The organism is Singulisphaera sp. GP187 (assembly GCF_900129635.1).
Lineage (GTDB): Bacteria > Planctomycetota > Planctomycetia > Isosphaerales > Isosphaeraceae > Singulisphaera.
Genome location: NZ_FSRB01000001.1, coordinates 4,291,459 through 4,306,062, shown reverse-complemented (window position 1 = coordinate 4,306,062; position 14,604 = coordinate 4,291,459). Strand labels below are relative to the sequence as shown.

Sequence of the window (14,604 nt, the reverse complement as noted above, 5' to 3'; positions counted from 1 at the left end):
GAAGGCCTGGCCGCCACGGGTTGTGTCCAACCGGTGACATCCGGAAGTCGGTGATTTTGGTCGGGTGGACGCGGGAGGACTCGAGCTCGAACTCGCGGTTGTTCCGTTCAGAACGCGTCCGCCGAGATGATCTCGCCCTGCTTGATCGAGCCGAGGGCCCAGACCGTCGGGCCGCTGACGCTGTCCTTGAGGAACCGGACCGAGCCGTCGAGCAGCAAGATATTGGCACCACCGGAGTGATAGCTGCTCAGGCCGAAGACGCCGGGGTTCTCGATGCCGCTGGCCGCGCTGTTGCAGTTGGGGTACTTTGCATTCGGGGCCTGGAGGACGTTGCCCTGGGTGTAGCCCGCCAACCCGAAGGCCCACGACTCGCCGAGGGTCGGGGACTTGGCCTGGCGGCCGCCACCCGATCTCCACAACTGTCCGCACTGCTCGAGCCAGGGTTGGAAGCTGGCGACGAGGGCGGGGTGGGGCATGTTGAGCGTCCCGTCGTTCCGCTTGGTGCCTGAGGGAAAGGAGCCGACGAAGATGACGTCCTGGATCGACTGCTGGCTGTTCACCCCGCTGCCGATTCGCCACTCACCGAAGCCGATCGTGTTACTCGTCCCGTCGGTGACCTCGGCAATCGTGGTCACATGTCCCTTTGTGCCGATGTAGGGGAAGGGGCCGTTGGGCGGGCCATTGGCCTGCTGCGCCGCGAACTCGATGCTCGACCCGAACGAGGCGAAATAGCTGTTTCCCGTGGCCTTGAGCCCGTTCAGACCGACGCCCGCTCCTTGGATCACCCAGCTTGCTCCCGGACTCGACGGGCAAAGAAAGGTGTTGATCGTCGAGGTGGAAACCGTCGTGTTCATCAAGTTGCCGATCGGTTCGTTGAAAATGGCAACCGAGAAGTTGAGCGAGTGATAGAGCGCCGCCTGTTCGATGTTCTGGAGGATCCGAGCGTGAACGCTGGGGCCTTGGTTATTGGCGAACTTTGTCGACGTGAGATCACCACCGGGATAGATGGGAAGAGAACCGGGCGGGAAGCAGTCATTGCTCGAAAGATAGTTATGAAGACCGAGCCCGATCTGCTTCAGGTTGTTGACGCACTGCATTCGCCGGGCCGCCTCGCGAGCGGCCTGCACGGCCGGCAGCAAGAGCGCGATCAGCACCGCGATGATGGCGATTACGACGAGGAGCTCGATCAGGGTGAATCCACCCCGCCGACGTGCGCCAGGGCCGTCGTTGGTGCCGTCGCTCCTGGTTCTCCACGATGAATGTAGACGGACGAAGATCGGGACCGGCGCGGGCCGGCCATTGGCTTGGACTGCGGGCATGCGAAACTCCGACAAGTCCGCACGCCTCTGGTAAGACCAGTCAGCAACTTGCGGGGCAGAAGTGCAACGCGCCTCTCGAGGACGAGTCGGCGACAGGAATCAAGCGAGCGAGCGAATCGGCCGACGACTCAGCGAAGCCGCTGCTTCTCGACGCGCTCAATCTGAACAATGACACCGTCCTGGATGATGACGCGGACCTCGCCGAATCGAATCCCCCCGACGGCCTGACGCACCTGCTCCAAGTCGAAGTCCGCCGCGAGGGTTCCCCGGCTGGCTCGGGCGTCATCCTGAACCGAGATCGCCTTGCTCGACATCGCTCACCTCGTCTTCTTCGCAGGACCAGGCCTGAATCTCGAGCCCGTCATCCCAATCCGCAATGGTCCCCAGACTGCGAATTCTCAGCCCCATTATTCCCAGCCCAACTCGACCGGTCAAGATTGTTATCGACATTCTTGATCGAATTGCTAGAGATTAATTCCTCCAGGGAACGTCCTTTTGATTTTGTGGGGGAATCGGCTCGACTTTGGGCGTTCTCGAACAAGCGAGCAGGACGGCACCAGGCCTGGTGCCGTCCTGCGGGGGGTATCAAGATTGTCCGGGAACGGGCCGGCTCAGACGATGGCGCGGATGACGCCGCCGTCGACACGGAGCGCGGCGCCGTTGGTGGCCGAGGCGAGCGGGCTGCTCACGAACACGATCATGTTCGCGACTTCCTCGACGGTGCCGAATCGTTGGATCAGCGAGGTGGGTCGGGCCGTCTTGAAGAACTCGGCCTCGACCACTTTGCGTTCCACGCCTTGCTGCTTTGCCAGGTCAGCTACGAAGGCGCCGACGCCTTCCGAATCGGTCGGCCCGGGCAGGACGGAGTTGACCGTCACACCGGTGCCGGCCGTGGTCTCGGCCAACCCCCGGGCGATCGCCAGTTGGGCGGTCTTGGTCATCCCGTAGTGAATCATCTCGGCGGGGATCTGGATGGCCGATTCGCTGGAGACGAACACGATCCGGCCCCAACCGAGCCGTTTCATTCCCGGCAGGTAGTGGCGGCTGAGCCGGACCCCGCTCATGACGTTGGTCTCGAAGAAGCGGAGCCAGTCGGCGTCGGGGATCTCCTCGAACGGCTTGGGCTCGAAAATCCCCATGTTGTTGATCAGGATGTCCACGTCGGGGACCAGACCCACAAGCTGAGCCACCCCCTCGGCCGTGGAGAGGTCGGCGGCGACCCCCGAGACCTGCCCGCTCCCGCCGAGCCCCTGGATGACCTGGACCGCCTCCTCAACCCGCTGGCGGGTGCGCCCGTTGATCACGACGGAGACTCCCTCGCGAACCAGGCCCGCCGCCGTGGCCAACCCGATCCCCGCGGTCGAGCCGGTCACGAGCGCCCGCTTTCCTTGGAGTTGCAAGTCCATGGGTTACTCTCCTTCGTGGGTCCAACTGATGAAGCGAAACATCTCGGACCACGATACCGTTGGAGCGCGTTCGTTGCCTTTGTCTTGTGGTTCCGATTGGCCGACCGAGTGTGAACGCGGAACGGGTGACCGCTTTCCCTTCCAAATCAAGGCAATTCCTCGGCCATGAGAGCGGCGATCGCCTGCGAATTCTCGTCGGGCTGTTCGGAGAGGGCCAGCACCACCCGTGCTCTCCGCTCCTCGGGGTGGTTCTGTGACAGCTTCCACTTTCCTTCAAGCTTACGGATCTCGATGCGGAAGCCCACGATGGCCTTGAGCATGGCGTCGATGTGCGCACCGGATTCGTCGAAAGTCCAGGGTGCCGCCCGCGAGCCCTCATAGGTTTGCACGCTCGCGCGGAGGATTTCCAGGAGGGCGTCGCGCTCCTGGATGATCTGGAACGTGCCGTAAGCGTGGACGGCCACGTAGTTCCAGGTTGGCACCATCCGTTCGGCCTCGTACCACGAGGGCGAAATATAAGCGTGCGGCCCGGAGAAGACGACGAGGGCCTCCCCCTCAACTTGCCGCCACTGGGGATTCGCCCGGGCCATGTGCCCGATCAAGTGACCATGCGGCCCGGCTTTGGGGTCGAACAGGAGGGGTAAATGGCTGGCCGTCAACGCCCCGTCCGCCCGAGTCGTCACCAGGGCGAAGCTGTTTCTTTGCATGAATTCATGGAGTTTGCGCGGGTCATTCTCGACATTGAACGGCGGGGCGTACATGCGTCCGGCTCCGAACTCGCTGGCGGTCCGCGAGGCGCACGGGGGGCGTCCCCGCTTGACTCACCGGACCTCTCGACACAATTCTGATTGAAACGGTTCGGCTGGATCCAGGGCAACTGTTGGGAATCACTTGCTCCCACCGTGAACCCCGAGCGTCGTTGTTCCGCGAAAGCCGGTGATGCCAGCGAACCTCCCCTTGATCCTCCAGGCGGTCCTCGTCGACTACGCGCTGCCCTGGAACGGCGACCACGGCATTGCCCATTGGGCCCGTGTCCTGGAAAACGGGAGCAAGCTGGCCGCCGAGACGGGGGCCGACCTCGAGGTGGTTTCGCTTTTCGCCCTGCTTCACGACTCGCGGCGGATCAACGAGCACACCGACCCCGACCACGGCCCCCGCGCCGCCGAGTTTGCCCGAACGCTCCGAGGCCGGCTCTTCGACCTCTCCGACCACCGGTTCAAGCTTTTGCACCGGGCCTGTTCCGGTCACACCCACGAACGAACCCACCCCGACGTCACCATCCAGACCTGCTGGGACTCCGACCGGTTGGACCTCGGACGCGTCGGCATCACCCCCCATCCCAGCCGCCTCTGCACCGAGGCCGCCAAGCGGGCCGAGACGATCGGCTGGGCCGATGCCCGCGGAAAAATGCACTTCATCCCCGAGCGAGTGAAAAGCGAGTGGGGCATCAACCTGCCTTGAACCCAGGCCTCCCCTTGGGACCGCGGGCGTCCATCCCGCTCTTGGATTTAATCGTGTGTGTTTTGCTGCTTTGTAGGGTGGGCACGGCCCACTATCTTTTTTTTGTCACAATAGATTGCTCGTTGATGGATGAATTCGGTTTTGGAGAAGCGGATTTCGTCGCTACCTGTTGCCGACGAGGAAGCGGACGTCGAAATGCCCACAGACTTCACGGATCAGGCCGAATGGGTTAGAGTCGAGAAATCGAGGCGTGTGGATCGGGCTTTGGGCAGGAGTCTTGGATTGACCCATGAGGGGTTGTCGGTATGTCTCAACCGGAATGCGACCAGGATGAATGGGAACGATCGTCGGAGGAACCGCTCAGGACGATTTCGAAGCCAGCTTTTATTGGCTTCGCCGTGTTGTTCGTCGTGGTGCTCACCATTCTGGAATTCCTTCTCCTCGCGGTGATTTTCCATGCCCTGGGTCTGCGGCGGAACCAGGCGGGCCTGTGGGTGTGTGGTCTGGGAGGGGCCAATAGCATTCTTTCAATCCGTGCGGTCGACGCCTTGCTGCAACGGATGGGGATGTCCCGGAGCGATGACGGTCCTGTTCGTCTTCATCCCTCATGACCGGATGAGCGGTTCCGACTGGGGTTACGGCCTGGGCCTGATCGCCCTGTTCGGTGTGATCGCCATCGGCCTCTGGTGTGAGAATCACACGCACCGAGTTCATGCCGATTGCGAGGGCATCTTCGCCTGTCCCACCGGCTTCTGCTTCCGTCGGAGATTCGTCCCCTGGTCGGAGATCGTCATCTGCGAGATTGAAACCCGCTACGACACGTTCGGAAGCCCTCTCATCATTCGGCCGGCCCTCAAAAATCAAGAGGGCCGGGTGCTGCTGACGCTTGACCTGCAATGTGTCCGGGTTGAGGATCAGGAGCGGCTGGTCAAATACATCCGAGCCAAACTTCCCAAGTCCAAGGCGGATCCTCTGGATTTCTGAAAGCCGCAAATAAACCGCGGGAGCTTCTTGAGACCGGTCTTGTCACGCTCATGAAATTTCAGTAATTTTATGTTCGAAGAGCGGAACGGCTTGAAGCGATCTGAGCCTCGAAACTCTAGCGGCGATTGGCCTTTTTTCGGAAAAATCACCGGATTGGCCATCGTTCCTCTTTGAGTTTCATGTGAATTCCGCTATACTGCCGACCGCAATCAGAAATGCGATCGACGCCACCTTAGCTCAGTTGGTAGAGCGCAGCTTTCGTAAAGCTGAAGTCCAGGGTTCGAGTCCCTGAGGTGGCTCTCTCATCATTCCCCTCGCCGAAAGCACTTCGCTTACCTGCCGACGCTCGGCAGCGCGGCCCGGAAGTCCGAAGTCGGTAGTACCTGGTACTCCCTAAATCTTTGGGACCCCAGGACCGCCATGCCGAAGACCACTGCCAGCCCACCCAAGTACCGGCATTTCAAGCCGAAGGATCTTGCCGTCGTCCGGATCGACGGCCGGGACGTCTATCTGGGCAAGTACGGCTCATCCGAGAGCTGGGAACGCTACGCCCGGGTCATCGCCGAATGGCGGTATCCGTCCGGTAAACCCCATCTTTTCTCCGGCCGGGTCTCCCCCGATGATGGAACGACGCGTGTCCCCATCGCGGAGGAAAGACCATGGCGAGGGTCCGGCGGCAGGCGGCGGAGTGGGCGGCGCTGATTGACCAATGGCGACAGAGCGGGCTCAGCCTGCCGGCCTTCTGCCAGCGGCACGGCCTCAGCCGGGGCACGATGCAGAACTGGGTCTACAAGCCCGTGCTCCGACGCGCCGTCGAGGAGGCGCGGCGCGAGGCTCGGGACACCGGGTCGCCTCAAGCGGGCCGGCCACTGCGCCCCGCCCCGGCGCCCGCGTTCCTGCCGGTCCGGGTCGTCGTGGTCGTCCGGCGTTTTGTACGGACCTTCCGGCCCGTGATCGCTGAGCCCCGATGATTAATCGAACCGACCGCTGCCCGTGACGTGCGCCGAAACGCATTCCCAGGTGCCGTCGCGGCGTGCCCAGTCGTCGGTGTAGCGTCCGACGTGCTGCTCCCCGTCGGCGCCGATATAGGTGATCCTCGCGTGGATGCTAGCGAAGTTGCTGCCGATGACGCGGACGCAGACGTCGTCTTCTTGCAGCCCCTTGACTGGCACTCCCTGCGCGAGGAGCTTGAGGAACGTCGCCTTGTCGATCAGAGATCCGTCGGGGTTCGAGCACATGAAGTCGTCGGCGAGGATTTCCTCGAAGCGTTTCACGTCGCCCTTCTGCATCGACGAGACGTAGTCGTGGTTCAGGGCGGTCAGCAGATCGATATCCCGGCTACTCTCGGTCTTCTCCACGGTCATCTCCTACTCAGGAATCTGGGGGCGCAGGACGAACCTCCCCGACAGTCGGGCTGTGATTGATTCGTATTCCTGCGTGGTAACAGGGCGTTCGCCGTCTTGCGGGCTAGGCGAAGCCTCCGAAGATGTCGTTCAGCCGACAGCCGGGTGTTCCCTCCATTAGGCCTTGGAAGGAACCCGCTGTGATCCGTTCGGCGGCCGCGATCATGGCGGTCCAGGCAATCCGTGCCAAGGCCCCGCCGATGCTGATCCGCCGCACGCCGAGGTCGGCGAGTTGGGCGACGCTCAATCCGGGTCCCATCGCCAGGACGTTGAGAGGTTTGGGGGCAACGGCCCGGACCATCGACGCGATGTCGGCCTTCTCGCGCACGCCGGGGGCGTACAGGCAGTCGGCACCCGCCTCGGCAAAGGCGACCAGCTTGTCGATGGCCGGGCTGACGGCGGCTGGGTCGCCGAGCAAGCCTTCCGTGCGGGCGACCAGGATCACGCCATCGCCCGAGCGGTCGATGGCCACGCGGGCGGCCCGTATACGCTCCACCGAGTAGTAAAGATCGAACAAATTGTTCGTCCCGTCGAGCTTGCGGTCCTCGATGGATAGCCCAGCAATCCCCGTCTCGACGGCCAGTGCGACACTGGCCGCCACCCCCTCGGGTTCGGCGGCGAAGCCGGATTCGAAATCGGCGTTCACGGGGAGGTCGACGGCGGCGCACAGGGACGCCAGGTAGCCGAGCACGTCCTCGCGCGTCACGGTGTAGTCGGGGCGGCCCGTCGTCCAGGCGTAGCCCGTGCTCGTCGACGCGAGCGCAGCGAAGCCGAGGTGTTGGAGCATCCGGGCGCTGCCCGCGTCCCAGGGATTGGGGAGCACGAAACATCCTTCCTGGTGGAGGGAGCGAAATTTCGCACGCTTCTCGGCGACGGTCGTTGCCATGGAAACCTCATCCGGGATTGGAGGAGGTTCGCCGCGGGGCGCGGCGAACCTCCGATGCGGTCGATGTCACTTCTCGCCGCGGATGGCGGTGCAATCCATCTCGACGGCGAACGGCCCCGGCCTGGTCGGGACAACGCAGAACATCCGGGCCGGGTAGTCCTTGGGGAAATACCGCTTGTAGACCTTGTTGACGTTCGCAAATTCCGCGGGCGTCGTGCAATACACCGTCAACTGAACCACATCTTCCATGGACGCCCCGGAAGTCTCCAGGCAGAGCTTCATCTGATCCAGGACGATCTCGGTCTGCCTTTCGATCGGCACCCTGCGAATTTCTCCGGTCTTGGGGTCGAACGGCGGGACCCCCGAGACGTAGATCATGTCGCCGTGGCGGACCTGCTGCCCGCCAGCGCGGCCCTCCCGGTCCCCGGTCTCAGCTCTTGGTGAGCGCGATACAATCGACCTCGATGTCGAACGGGCCGGTCCACTCCGGCACGCAGAAGAAAATCCGCGCCGGCGGATTGGTCGGGAAGAAACGCTTGTAGATCTCGTTGAAGGTCTTGAAGCGGTCCTTGGAGATGCACATCACGTTGCACTTCAGGACGTGGTCGAGGTCCGACCCGGCTGCCTCGAGCGCGGTCTTCATCTGCGTCAGGATCAGCTCGGCCTGGCGCTCAAACGGCGCATTGGCTGCGATCTCCCCGGTCTCCGGGTCGAACGGCGGCATGCCCGAGACGAACACCATGTTCCCCGCCCGGGTGCAGACGGAGACGGGCGCGCCCCATTTCTCGAAATTGGTGTCGAACGGTTCGACGCGAATAATCTCTCGTTCGATGGCTTCCCTCTTCATGCCTCCCCCCTTTTTGTTGGATTCACCCTGGCCTGCGCGGGTATCGGCCAGTAGATAGGACAAGCCGAAGACGGCGACCAAGGCCACGACACCCCCGAGCACGCCGAATCGGATCGATCGAAGACTGCCCATGCTGAGTTCCTTCCGGAGAATAGTGGGCCCGGCGCCGCAACGCACGGCAACACGCGTGCTGAAGAACTGCCTGACGACGGGAAACCTAACTCGACTGCCCTCCATAAGGGGCGTTTGGCGTCGGGGTAATACTGCGGCGACCCTCAGGTGATAGTCGAGGAGGACTTCTTCCCGGCCTTTCTCCTGGACCTCGTGATGCTTCGCTTGGGTGCGCCTGCGGACCAGTGCCTTCTCATCGTCCCAGTTCGAGAGGGAGAGGATCCATCCCTCCCGGGAGAGGCTCTTGTACCGGATGTTGTCGACGAAGCCCTTCACCCGCTCCAGCCGGAGCATCGTGGCGAATCCCAGGTAGGCGTCCCACTCCTCCTTCTTGGGATGAACTTCGAACAGGACCGAGAACATGATTCACCTCCTCTTTGGATAGGGACCGGCTTCGCGGGGCGAGTCTTCGTCATCTCAATCCGTCATCGTGCCGAGTCCAGGGCGGTGGCCAGCCATGATCGCGCAAAAGCCCACTCGCGAAACGCCGTGGCGCGGGATACGGCCATCGCCTCCGCGACCTCCTCGATCGTCAACCCAGCAAACAGGCGATACCGGGCAACCTCGGCCGAGGATGGGTCCACGGCAGCAAGTCGGGTCATGGCTTCGTCGACGTCTAGAAGAAAGTCGGGAGTGGCGTCAAGGCACCCGCTGACCTCCTCGAAAGCGACGGCACGGACGCCTCCGCCCCGCTTGTCAGACCGCTTCCGGCGTGCATGGTCCACGAGGATCCGTTGCATGGCGGCGGCTGATGCCCGGAAGAATCCGCTCCGATCGGCGAACGCTGCGTCTCCCAGGCGAAGGTAGGCCTCGTGGACCAAAGCCGTGGCGTCGAGCGAATGCCCTGCCGCCTCGCCCGCGAGCCGGGCGGAGGCTAGTCGCCTCAGCTCGTCGTAAACGAGCGGGAAGAAGCCGACATCGGACGGGGCGTTGCTCATTTCTTTCCCCCCTCCCTCTATTGCTCCGGTCCGTCGCCGTGCGACGACTTTGCGAGGCTCGCCTGGAGCCGGAGGATGTCGGGATAATTGGCCCCCAGCTTCTCGCGGCATTGGGGCTTCGACTCCTCGTATAACTTGAGCGCCCGGTCAGTCTGCCCGGCGTCTGCGTAGCCGATCGCGAGGTTGAGCAGGGATTTGAGCGTGTCGGGATGGTCGGGGCCGAGTTGTGATGAGTAACCGGCATGGGCCTTGGCGAGCAGGGTGAGCGACTTTTTCGGATACCCCAGATTGCGTTGAGCCTTGCCGAGCGTCAGTTCCATCCTCGCCAGGACGAGCGGGTCTCCCGTGGCCTCGCGCTCGACGTCCGCCGCCGCTCCGGCGACGCGCTCCTCCAGAACCGAAGTCAGTCGCCTGCCCTCTTTCTCGGCTCCCTGCGGGTCGATGTCCTCAAAGATCATGCAAAGGATCTGGTTCATCTTCGACACCTGGCCCAACCGCTTCTCGGCATGCTTGCGCTGCTCGGACTCGGCAATCCGGGCCTTATCCTTCTCGAAGGCTTCCGATACGGCGATGCCCTCCTGCCGCCTGGACTCGATGAGTCCCCAAGTCGTCCCCGCCGCGCCTCCTACCAGCGAGAGGAGGACCAGGGACGCGGCCAGCACCTGGACCCGATGCCGTCGAATGAACTTCCGGACCCGGTAGGCGGCCGTCGGAGGTCCGGCCGAGACCGGCTCATGGTTGGTGAATCGCTCGACGTCCTGCGCCAGGGCGATGGCGGACTCGTATCGCCGACTGCGCTCCTTCGCCAGCGCCTTCATCACGATCCAGTCGAGGTCCCCCTTGATCAACCGGCTCAGCCGCGACGGCTCGACATGCCGGTTTGCCGCCAGGCTCTGCAGAGCCTCGGAGGTGCTGACCCGGCTCGACGGCGTCGGTGGTTCTTCCTCGCGGATCACCCGGAACATCTCGTCCAGCGCTGCCCTTTGGAGCGTGTCGCGTCGGATAGGCGTGCTGCCGGTCAGGATCTCGTAAAGGACGACGCCGAGTGCGTAGATGTCGGCTCGGGTATCGACGTCGAGGGCGTTGAACGTCGCCTGCTCAGGGGCCATGTAGAGCGGGGTGCCCGTGATGCTGCCGAAGGCGGTGAACAGCGACTGTTCGGAGAGTTGCATCCCGGTAGTCGCCTTGGCGAGGCCGAAGTCGATCACCTTGGGGATGGGCTTCCCGTCATGACTCTCGACGAGGATGTTCGTCGGCTTGAGGTCGCGGTGGATGATCCCTTTCTGGTGGGCGTGATGCACCGCCGAGCAGATCTGGCGAAACAGGTCGAGCCGCTCGGAGAGGTCCAGTTGGTGGGCATCGCAGTAATCGGTAAGCGGGATGCCCTTGACCAGATCCATGACGAAGAATGGCCGACCCGCGTCGGTGACGCCCGCATCGAGGACCCTCGCGATGTTCGGGTGGTCCATCATCGCCAGCGCCTGGCGCTCCGACTCGAAGCGGGCCAGGACCGTCCGCGAGTCCATGCCCGGGTTGATGAGCTTCAACGCGACCTGCCTCCGGACCGGCTGCGTCTGCTCGGCGAGGTAGACGCTCCCCATCCCGCCCTTGCCGATCTCCTGGCGGACCTTGTACCGGCCCGCGATCACGGTGTCGATAACCCCCTTCTGTGGTTGTTCACATGCGGACCCGGGACTGGGTTGGTAGTCTCTGGTGACCATGGAGCCGGCATAGAGGGGGCGATCGAGCGCTGCCGGAGGGCGGTCATAGACGGCGAGCAGGTCGTCCAATCGGCCGCGCAGGTCGGTATTATCGCCGATTTCGCGGTCGAGGAACTCAAGGCGCTCGACGGGGTCTTCCCGGTCGATAGCCGCCTGGAACAAAGCTTTGATTCGACCGTGGTCGATTGTCATGAGAAAGCCCTCCCAGAACCGAAGCTATCCCTCATAGCGTAATCTAGCGGAAAACAGTCTCACGGGAGAACCAGATTCTAGAGAAGGTCCGTTGTCGGCACGGGTTACGGCCACGGCTTCCGAACAACGATCTGTCAAAACAACGTAGCTTCCGATGAAGGCCGAACTTGACGCCCGTGCGACCTCGGCGTAGGCCGGACCGGCCCCGTCCGTCCGCGGGCGGCCGTGGGCGCGGCCCTCACGCCTGGCCTGAGCGATCCCCGCCCGGACGCGCTCCCGCAAGATCTCACGCTCGAACTCCGCGAAGATCGCGAGCAACCCGGCCATGACCTGACCTGTCGGGGTGGCCAGGTCCAGGGCCTCGGTCAGGGACACGAAACCCACGCCCAGCTCGTTCAGTTCCCGGAGCGTCGTCATCAGATCGGCCACCGACCGCCCCCAGCGGTCCAGGCGCCAGACCACCACGACGTCGACCTCGTGGCGGCGGGCCGCCTTCAGCAACCCTTCGCGCCCGGGCCGCTCCTTCGCCCCCGGGCCGACGTCCTCGACCCACGTCAGGAGGTCCCAGCTACGGTCCTTGATATAAGCCCGCATCGCCTCGACCTGGAGGCCGAGCGTCTGCTGGTCGTGGGTCGAGACGCGGGCGTACCGCGCGGCGCGCATGGGGAGGCCCTCCCTGGCCAAAAACCCCCGCCGGTTCGCCGCGGTCGAATCCCTCGTTTCACCGCGGCCCGACGACCTCGGCGGGGGGTGGCCTCAATCTATCCTTTTCGGCCAGGGGGGTCAGTCGACTCCGCCGGTTTCCAGCGATCGGGCAACAATTCGTCGATCCGGCTGTTCGGGTGTGTACTCACCCGATCGAGCACGTCGCGGAGGTAGGCGAAGGGATCGATCCCGAGATCCTTGCAGGTCGTGCACAGGCTCATCAGTGTCGCCGCGGTTTTCCCTCCCTCGTCACTCCCGGCAAACAGCCAATTCCTTCGTCCCAGCGCGACCGGCTTCATCGCCCACTCGCTGGCGCCGTTGTCGATCTCCAGGAACCCCGCCTCCAGCGGTCGAATCAAGGCGATCCAATGGTTCAACGCGTAGTTGATCGCCTCGCCGACCGGGCTTTTGGGGAGCACCTTCGCCTGTTCTGCCAACAGCCAGGCATGGATCGCGTCGAGGATCGGCTTCGATCGTTCGAGCCTCAGATCATAGCGATATGTGTGCCAGGTTGCGTCGTCCCACTCGGGGTGTTTCTTCCGGGCTTCCTTCGCGTCGTCCTCGACCTTTGTAGAGGCCGGCGACCCATGCCAGCATCACGTGCGATCGCACCGGGTCGCTGGTCTTCGCCTCGTCAATCTTCCGCCGCGCGTGCATCCAGCATCCGACCTCGACGATCGTGCCGGCGACGAACAAGGTGTCGTAAGCGGAATACGCGTCGGCCTGGAGGTAGCCCTCGTAGTCCTTGAAGACACGTTGCGGCCCGTCACCGCTGTGGTCGGAGGTGTAATCATAAACGGTAAAACGATGGTTGTGGTCGCCGATGTGGACCCAGAGCCGGCCGGTCTTGATCCTCTTGCTGTCTTTGTCTTGAACATTGACCGGCGTGTCATCGGTCTGGATCACATAAGACATGAGCACTCGCTTTGGCATCGCCTTGGCAATCGGCGCCAGCAGGTCGGCGGTGGCGGCCATCCAGTCGCACATTGTCGAGCGGGACAGGTCGACGCCGAACCGCTTGAAGATCCCTTCCTGGCGGCAAAGCGGCAGGTGATCGGCATATTTGCTGACGGCCACGTGAGCGAGAAGTCCCGGGCCGGGGAGTCCCTTCTCGATCGGCTCGGGCAGTCGCTCGGCGATCACGATATGGGCTTGGCACGCATATTTGGGCCGGATGTGCTGAAGCACGATAAGCGAGGCCGGCACGTATTCGAGTTGCTCGCGGACTTCCTCGCCGAATCATACCCGCTCTGTACCGCAGTCGGGGCAGAGCCGCTGCTCGAGCGGGACGTCGTGCACGACTCGCTTGCGGGGCAGGCCCGCCGGCAAGGGCTTGCGACCGTGGCCTTTGGCCGGGGGTTTCTTCGACGCGGGCGTTGCCTCGGGCTCCACTCCGGTGGCTTCGAGGATCTCACGCGTGAAGAGCAAGAGCTGGTTGGGGTCGAGCTTTTCGGACTTGCGACCGTAGAGCCGGCGGAGGAGCTGTTCGAGCTGGTGCTGGAGTTTTTCGTTGAGGTGGGTCTGCTGGCGGAGGGTCTCGAGCAATTCGCGGATGATCCGGTGAGCGGCCTCGAGGTCGTCGGGCAGTGGGATCTCGCTCTCGATCGTCGTCATACCATCAATACGCACGACGACCGTCGATGTGGCTGAGAATCTTCAAGCAAACATGCGAAAGGTGTGATGCGATCATCCCGGTTGCGGCACAGGCAGGGCGAACCGCGGCAACCGCCGGGCGCACGACAGGTCGATGCCTTCGAGGACCGCGGCCATTTCCGCTGGCGTGACCTCGACCCTGCCCCCCTTGGCCTCGGGAAAGCGAAACGTCCCCTTCTCCAACCGCTTGTACCAGAGTGCAAACCCGTCGCGATCCCAGTAGAGAATCTTGACCCGGTCGCGCCTCCGATTCCGGAACACGTACAGGTGCCCCGAGAGCGGGTCCTCGGCGATCCGCTCGCGGACCAGCTGCGCCAAACCGTCGAATCCTTTTCTCATATCCGCCGGTTCGACGGCGAGGAAAATGTGCAGCGTCGACGGCAGGCTCAGCACATCCGGCCCTCCAGCACGGCAAGAACCCGTCGCAACGTCTCCGCATCGAACCCCGCCCCGATCACGACCCGCCGGCCTGCCCCAATCACGACCTCGACGCTCGAGCAGTCCGACGCCTTACCAGCCGCGGCGGCCTGGACGACCCTGACCGGCAAGAACGCGGGCGCCGCGGCGGATGCGGGAGGCTCGTCGACAGGCCCCTGGGCTTCGCGCCTGGCCGCTTCCACGGCCCGATTGAACTCGGGCTTGTAGACCCAGTTCTGCATCGAGCCCCTGCTGAGCCCATGCCGCTGACAGAACGCCGGCAGGCTGAGCCCGCTCTGCCGCCATTGGTCGATCAGCGCCGCCCACTCTGCGGCCTGACGCCGAACCCTTGCCGTAGTCGCTCCTCCGCGATGGAAATATGGATCGTTCCATCATCGGGGGGAACCCGGCCGCCGAAAAGATGCGGTCTACCGGACGGACACGAATGGCGAGCCAACCGCCTTGTGCCATCGTCCGCCTGCCCGCCCGCCGGGACGGCCG

At 63.6% G+C, this 14,604-nt stretch carries 18 protein-coding genes, 1 tRNA gene and 2 pseudogenes; 5 read left to right on the top strand and 16 right to left on the bottom strand.

Annotated features, from left to right (window positions below):
• Window positions 1-107 precede the first annotated feature (107 nt).
• The 4 genes from BUS42_RS16630 to BUS42_RS16615 form a co-directional block, all read right to left on the bottom strand.
• Complete coding sequence (locus BUS42_RS16630) at window positions 108-1,319, bottom strand: DUF1559 domain-containing protein (protein WP_083670251.1); 1,212 nt, start codon at window positions 1,317-1,319, stop codon at window positions 108-110.
• Window positions 1,320-1,447: 128 nt separating this feature from the next.
• Window positions 1,448-1,633: a YezD family protein gene (locus BUS42_RS16625; RefSeq protein ID WP_074308045.1), complete on the bottom strand. Its 186-nt coding sequence runs from the start codon at window positions 1,631-1,633 to the stop codon at window positions 1,448-1,450.
• Between the two features lie 297 nt (window positions 1,634-1,930).
• The gene (locus BUS42_RS16620; RefSeq protein WP_074308043.1) at window positions 1,931-2,725 is read right to left on the bottom strand and encodes an SDR family NAD(P)-dependent oxidoreductase; all 795 of its coding nucleotides are present in this window, start codon (window positions 2,723-2,725) and stop codon (window positions 1,931-1,933) included.
• A gap of 146 nt (window positions 2,726-2,871) precedes the next feature.
• A complete protein-coding gene (locus BUS42_RS16615) occupies window positions 2,872-3,486 on the bottom strand; it encodes an FMN-binding negative transcriptional regulator (RefSeq protein WP_074308041.1) in 615 nt (204 codons plus the stop codon).
• 178 nt (window positions 3,487-3,664) lie between these two features.
• Here BUS42_RS16615 and BUS42_RS16610 point away from each other — a divergent pair, with 178 nt between their 5' ends.
• The 5 genes from BUS42_RS16610 to tnpA (BUS42_RS16585) all read left to right on the top strand — a co-directional run bounded on the left by BUS42_RS16610 (window position 3,665) and on the right by tnpA (BUS42_RS16585) (window position 6,141).
• On the top strand, window positions 3,665-4,186 hold the full coding sequence (locus BUS42_RS16610) for an HD domain-containing protein (protein WP_074308039.1): 522 nt from the start codon (window positions 3,665-3,667) through the stop codon (window positions 4,184-4,186).
• A gap of 579 nt (window positions 4,187-4,765) precedes the next feature.
• Window positions 4,766-5,170 carry a hypothetical protein gene (locus tag BUS42_RS16600; protein ID WP_074308036.1) on the top strand — a complete coding sequence of 135 codons (405 nt, stop codon included), beginning with the start codon at window positions 4,766-4,768 and terminating at the stop codon, window positions 5,168-5,170.
• Between the two features lie 226 nt (window positions 5,171-5,396).
• A tRNA-Thr gene (locus tag BUS42_RS16595) sits at window positions 5,397-5,469 on the top strand.
• A gap of 121 nt (window positions 5,470-5,590) precedes the next feature.
• Window positions 5,591-5,872 (top strand): hypothetical protein, encoded by a 282-nt coding sequence (locus tag BUS42_RS44355; RefSeq protein ID WP_074308034.1) that lies wholly within the window; start codon window positions 5,591-5,593, stop codon window positions 5,870-5,872.
• Window positions 5,830-6,141 (top strand): IS66 family insertion sequence element accessory protein TnpA, encoded by a 312-nt coding sequence (gene tnpA / locus BUS42_RS16585; RefSeq protein WP_074308032.1) that lies wholly within the window; start codon window positions 5,830-5,832, stop codon window positions 6,139-6,141. Before BUS42_RS44355 ends, tnpA (BUS42_RS16585) begins: the two co-directional genes overlap by 43 nt.
• Here the strand turns inward: tnpA (BUS42_RS16585) and BUS42_RS16580 are convergent, their stop codons facing one another.
• The 12 genes and pseudogenes from BUS42_RS16580 to tnpA (BUS42_RS16525) all read right to left on the bottom strand — a co-directional run.
• Window positions 6,142-6,528, bottom strand: coding sequence for a nuclear transport factor 2 family protein (locus tag BUS42_RS16580; RefSeq protein WP_216821036.1), 387 nt, complete (start codon window positions 6,526-6,528; stop codon window positions 6,142-6,144).
• Between the two features lie 109 nt (window positions 6,529-6,637).
• Window positions 6,638-7,459 (bottom strand): isocitrate lyase/PEP mutase family protein, encoded by an 822-nt coding sequence (locus BUS42_RS16575; RefSeq protein ID WP_074308029.1) that lies wholly within the window; start codon window positions 7,457-7,459, stop codon window positions 6,638-6,640.
• A gap of 66 nt (window positions 7,460-7,525) precedes the next feature.
• A complete protein-coding gene (locus tag BUS42_RS16570; RefSeq protein WP_256386202.1) occupies window positions 7,526-7,915 on the bottom strand; it encodes a RidA family protein in 390 nt (129 codons plus the stop codon).
• The gene (locus tag BUS42_RS46490) at window positions 7,890-8,291 is read right to left on the bottom strand and encodes a RidA family protein (RefSeq protein ID WP_083670548.1); all 402 of its coding nucleotides are present in this window, start codon (window positions 8,289-8,291) and stop codon (window positions 7,890-7,892) included. Before BUS42_RS46490 ends, BUS42_RS16570 begins: the two co-directional genes overlap by 26 nt.
• Window positions 8,292-8,902: 611 nt before the next feature.
• Window positions 8,903-9,415 carry an ECF-type sigma factor gene (locus BUS42_RS16560; RefSeq protein WP_074308025.1) on the bottom strand — a complete coding sequence of 171 codons (513 nt, stop codon included), beginning with the start codon at window positions 9,413-9,415 and terminating at the stop codon, window positions 8,903-8,905.
• A 17-nt stretch (window positions 9,416-9,432) separates the two neighbouring features.
• Window positions 9,433-11,328, bottom strand: a complete 1,896-nt coding sequence (locus tag BUS42_RS16555) for a serine/threonine protein kinase (protein WP_074308024.1) — start codon at window positions 11,326-11,328, stop codon at window positions 9,433-9,435.
• Window positions 11,329-11,352: 24 nt separating this feature from the next.
• Window positions 11,353-11,991 (bottom strand): recombinase family protein, encoded by a 639-nt coding sequence (locus tag BUS42_RS16550; protein WP_074308023.1) that lies wholly within the window; start codon window positions 11,989-11,991, stop codon window positions 11,353-11,355.
• Window positions 11,992-12,089: 98 nt separating this feature from the next.
• Entirely contained in the window at window positions 12,090-12,485 is a 396-nt protein-coding gene (locus BUS42_RS41945) for an IS66 family transposase (RefSeq protein WP_254053756.1), read from the bottom strand.
• Between the two features lie 37 nt (window positions 12,486-12,522).
• Window positions 12,523-13,257, bottom strand: a pseudogene (gene tnpC / locus BUS42_RS41940) (IS66 family transposase); the annotation flags it as partial.
• 15 nt (window positions 13,258-13,272) lie between these two features.
• Window positions 13,273-13,662: an IS66 family transposase gene (locus tag BUS42_RS16535; protein WP_143206351.1), complete on the bottom strand. Its 390-nt coding sequence runs from the start codon at window positions 13,660-13,662 to the stop codon at window positions 13,273-13,275.
• A 57-nt stretch (window positions 13,663-13,719) separates the two neighbouring features.
• Window positions 13,720-14,079: an IS66 family insertion sequence element accessory protein TnpB gene (gene tnpB / locus BUS42_RS16530; protein ID WP_074308020.1), complete on the bottom strand. Its 360-nt coding sequence runs from the start codon at window positions 14,077-14,079 to the stop codon at window positions 13,720-13,722.
• Window positions 14,073-14,429 (bottom strand): annotated as a pseudogene (tnpA, locus tag BUS42_RS16525) (IS66 family insertion sequence element accessory protein TnpA); the annotation flags it as partial. The pseudogene tnpA (BUS42_RS16525) and the gene tnpB, both read right to left, overlap by 7 nt.
• Between the last annotated feature and the right edge of the window lie 175 nt (window positions 14,430-14,604).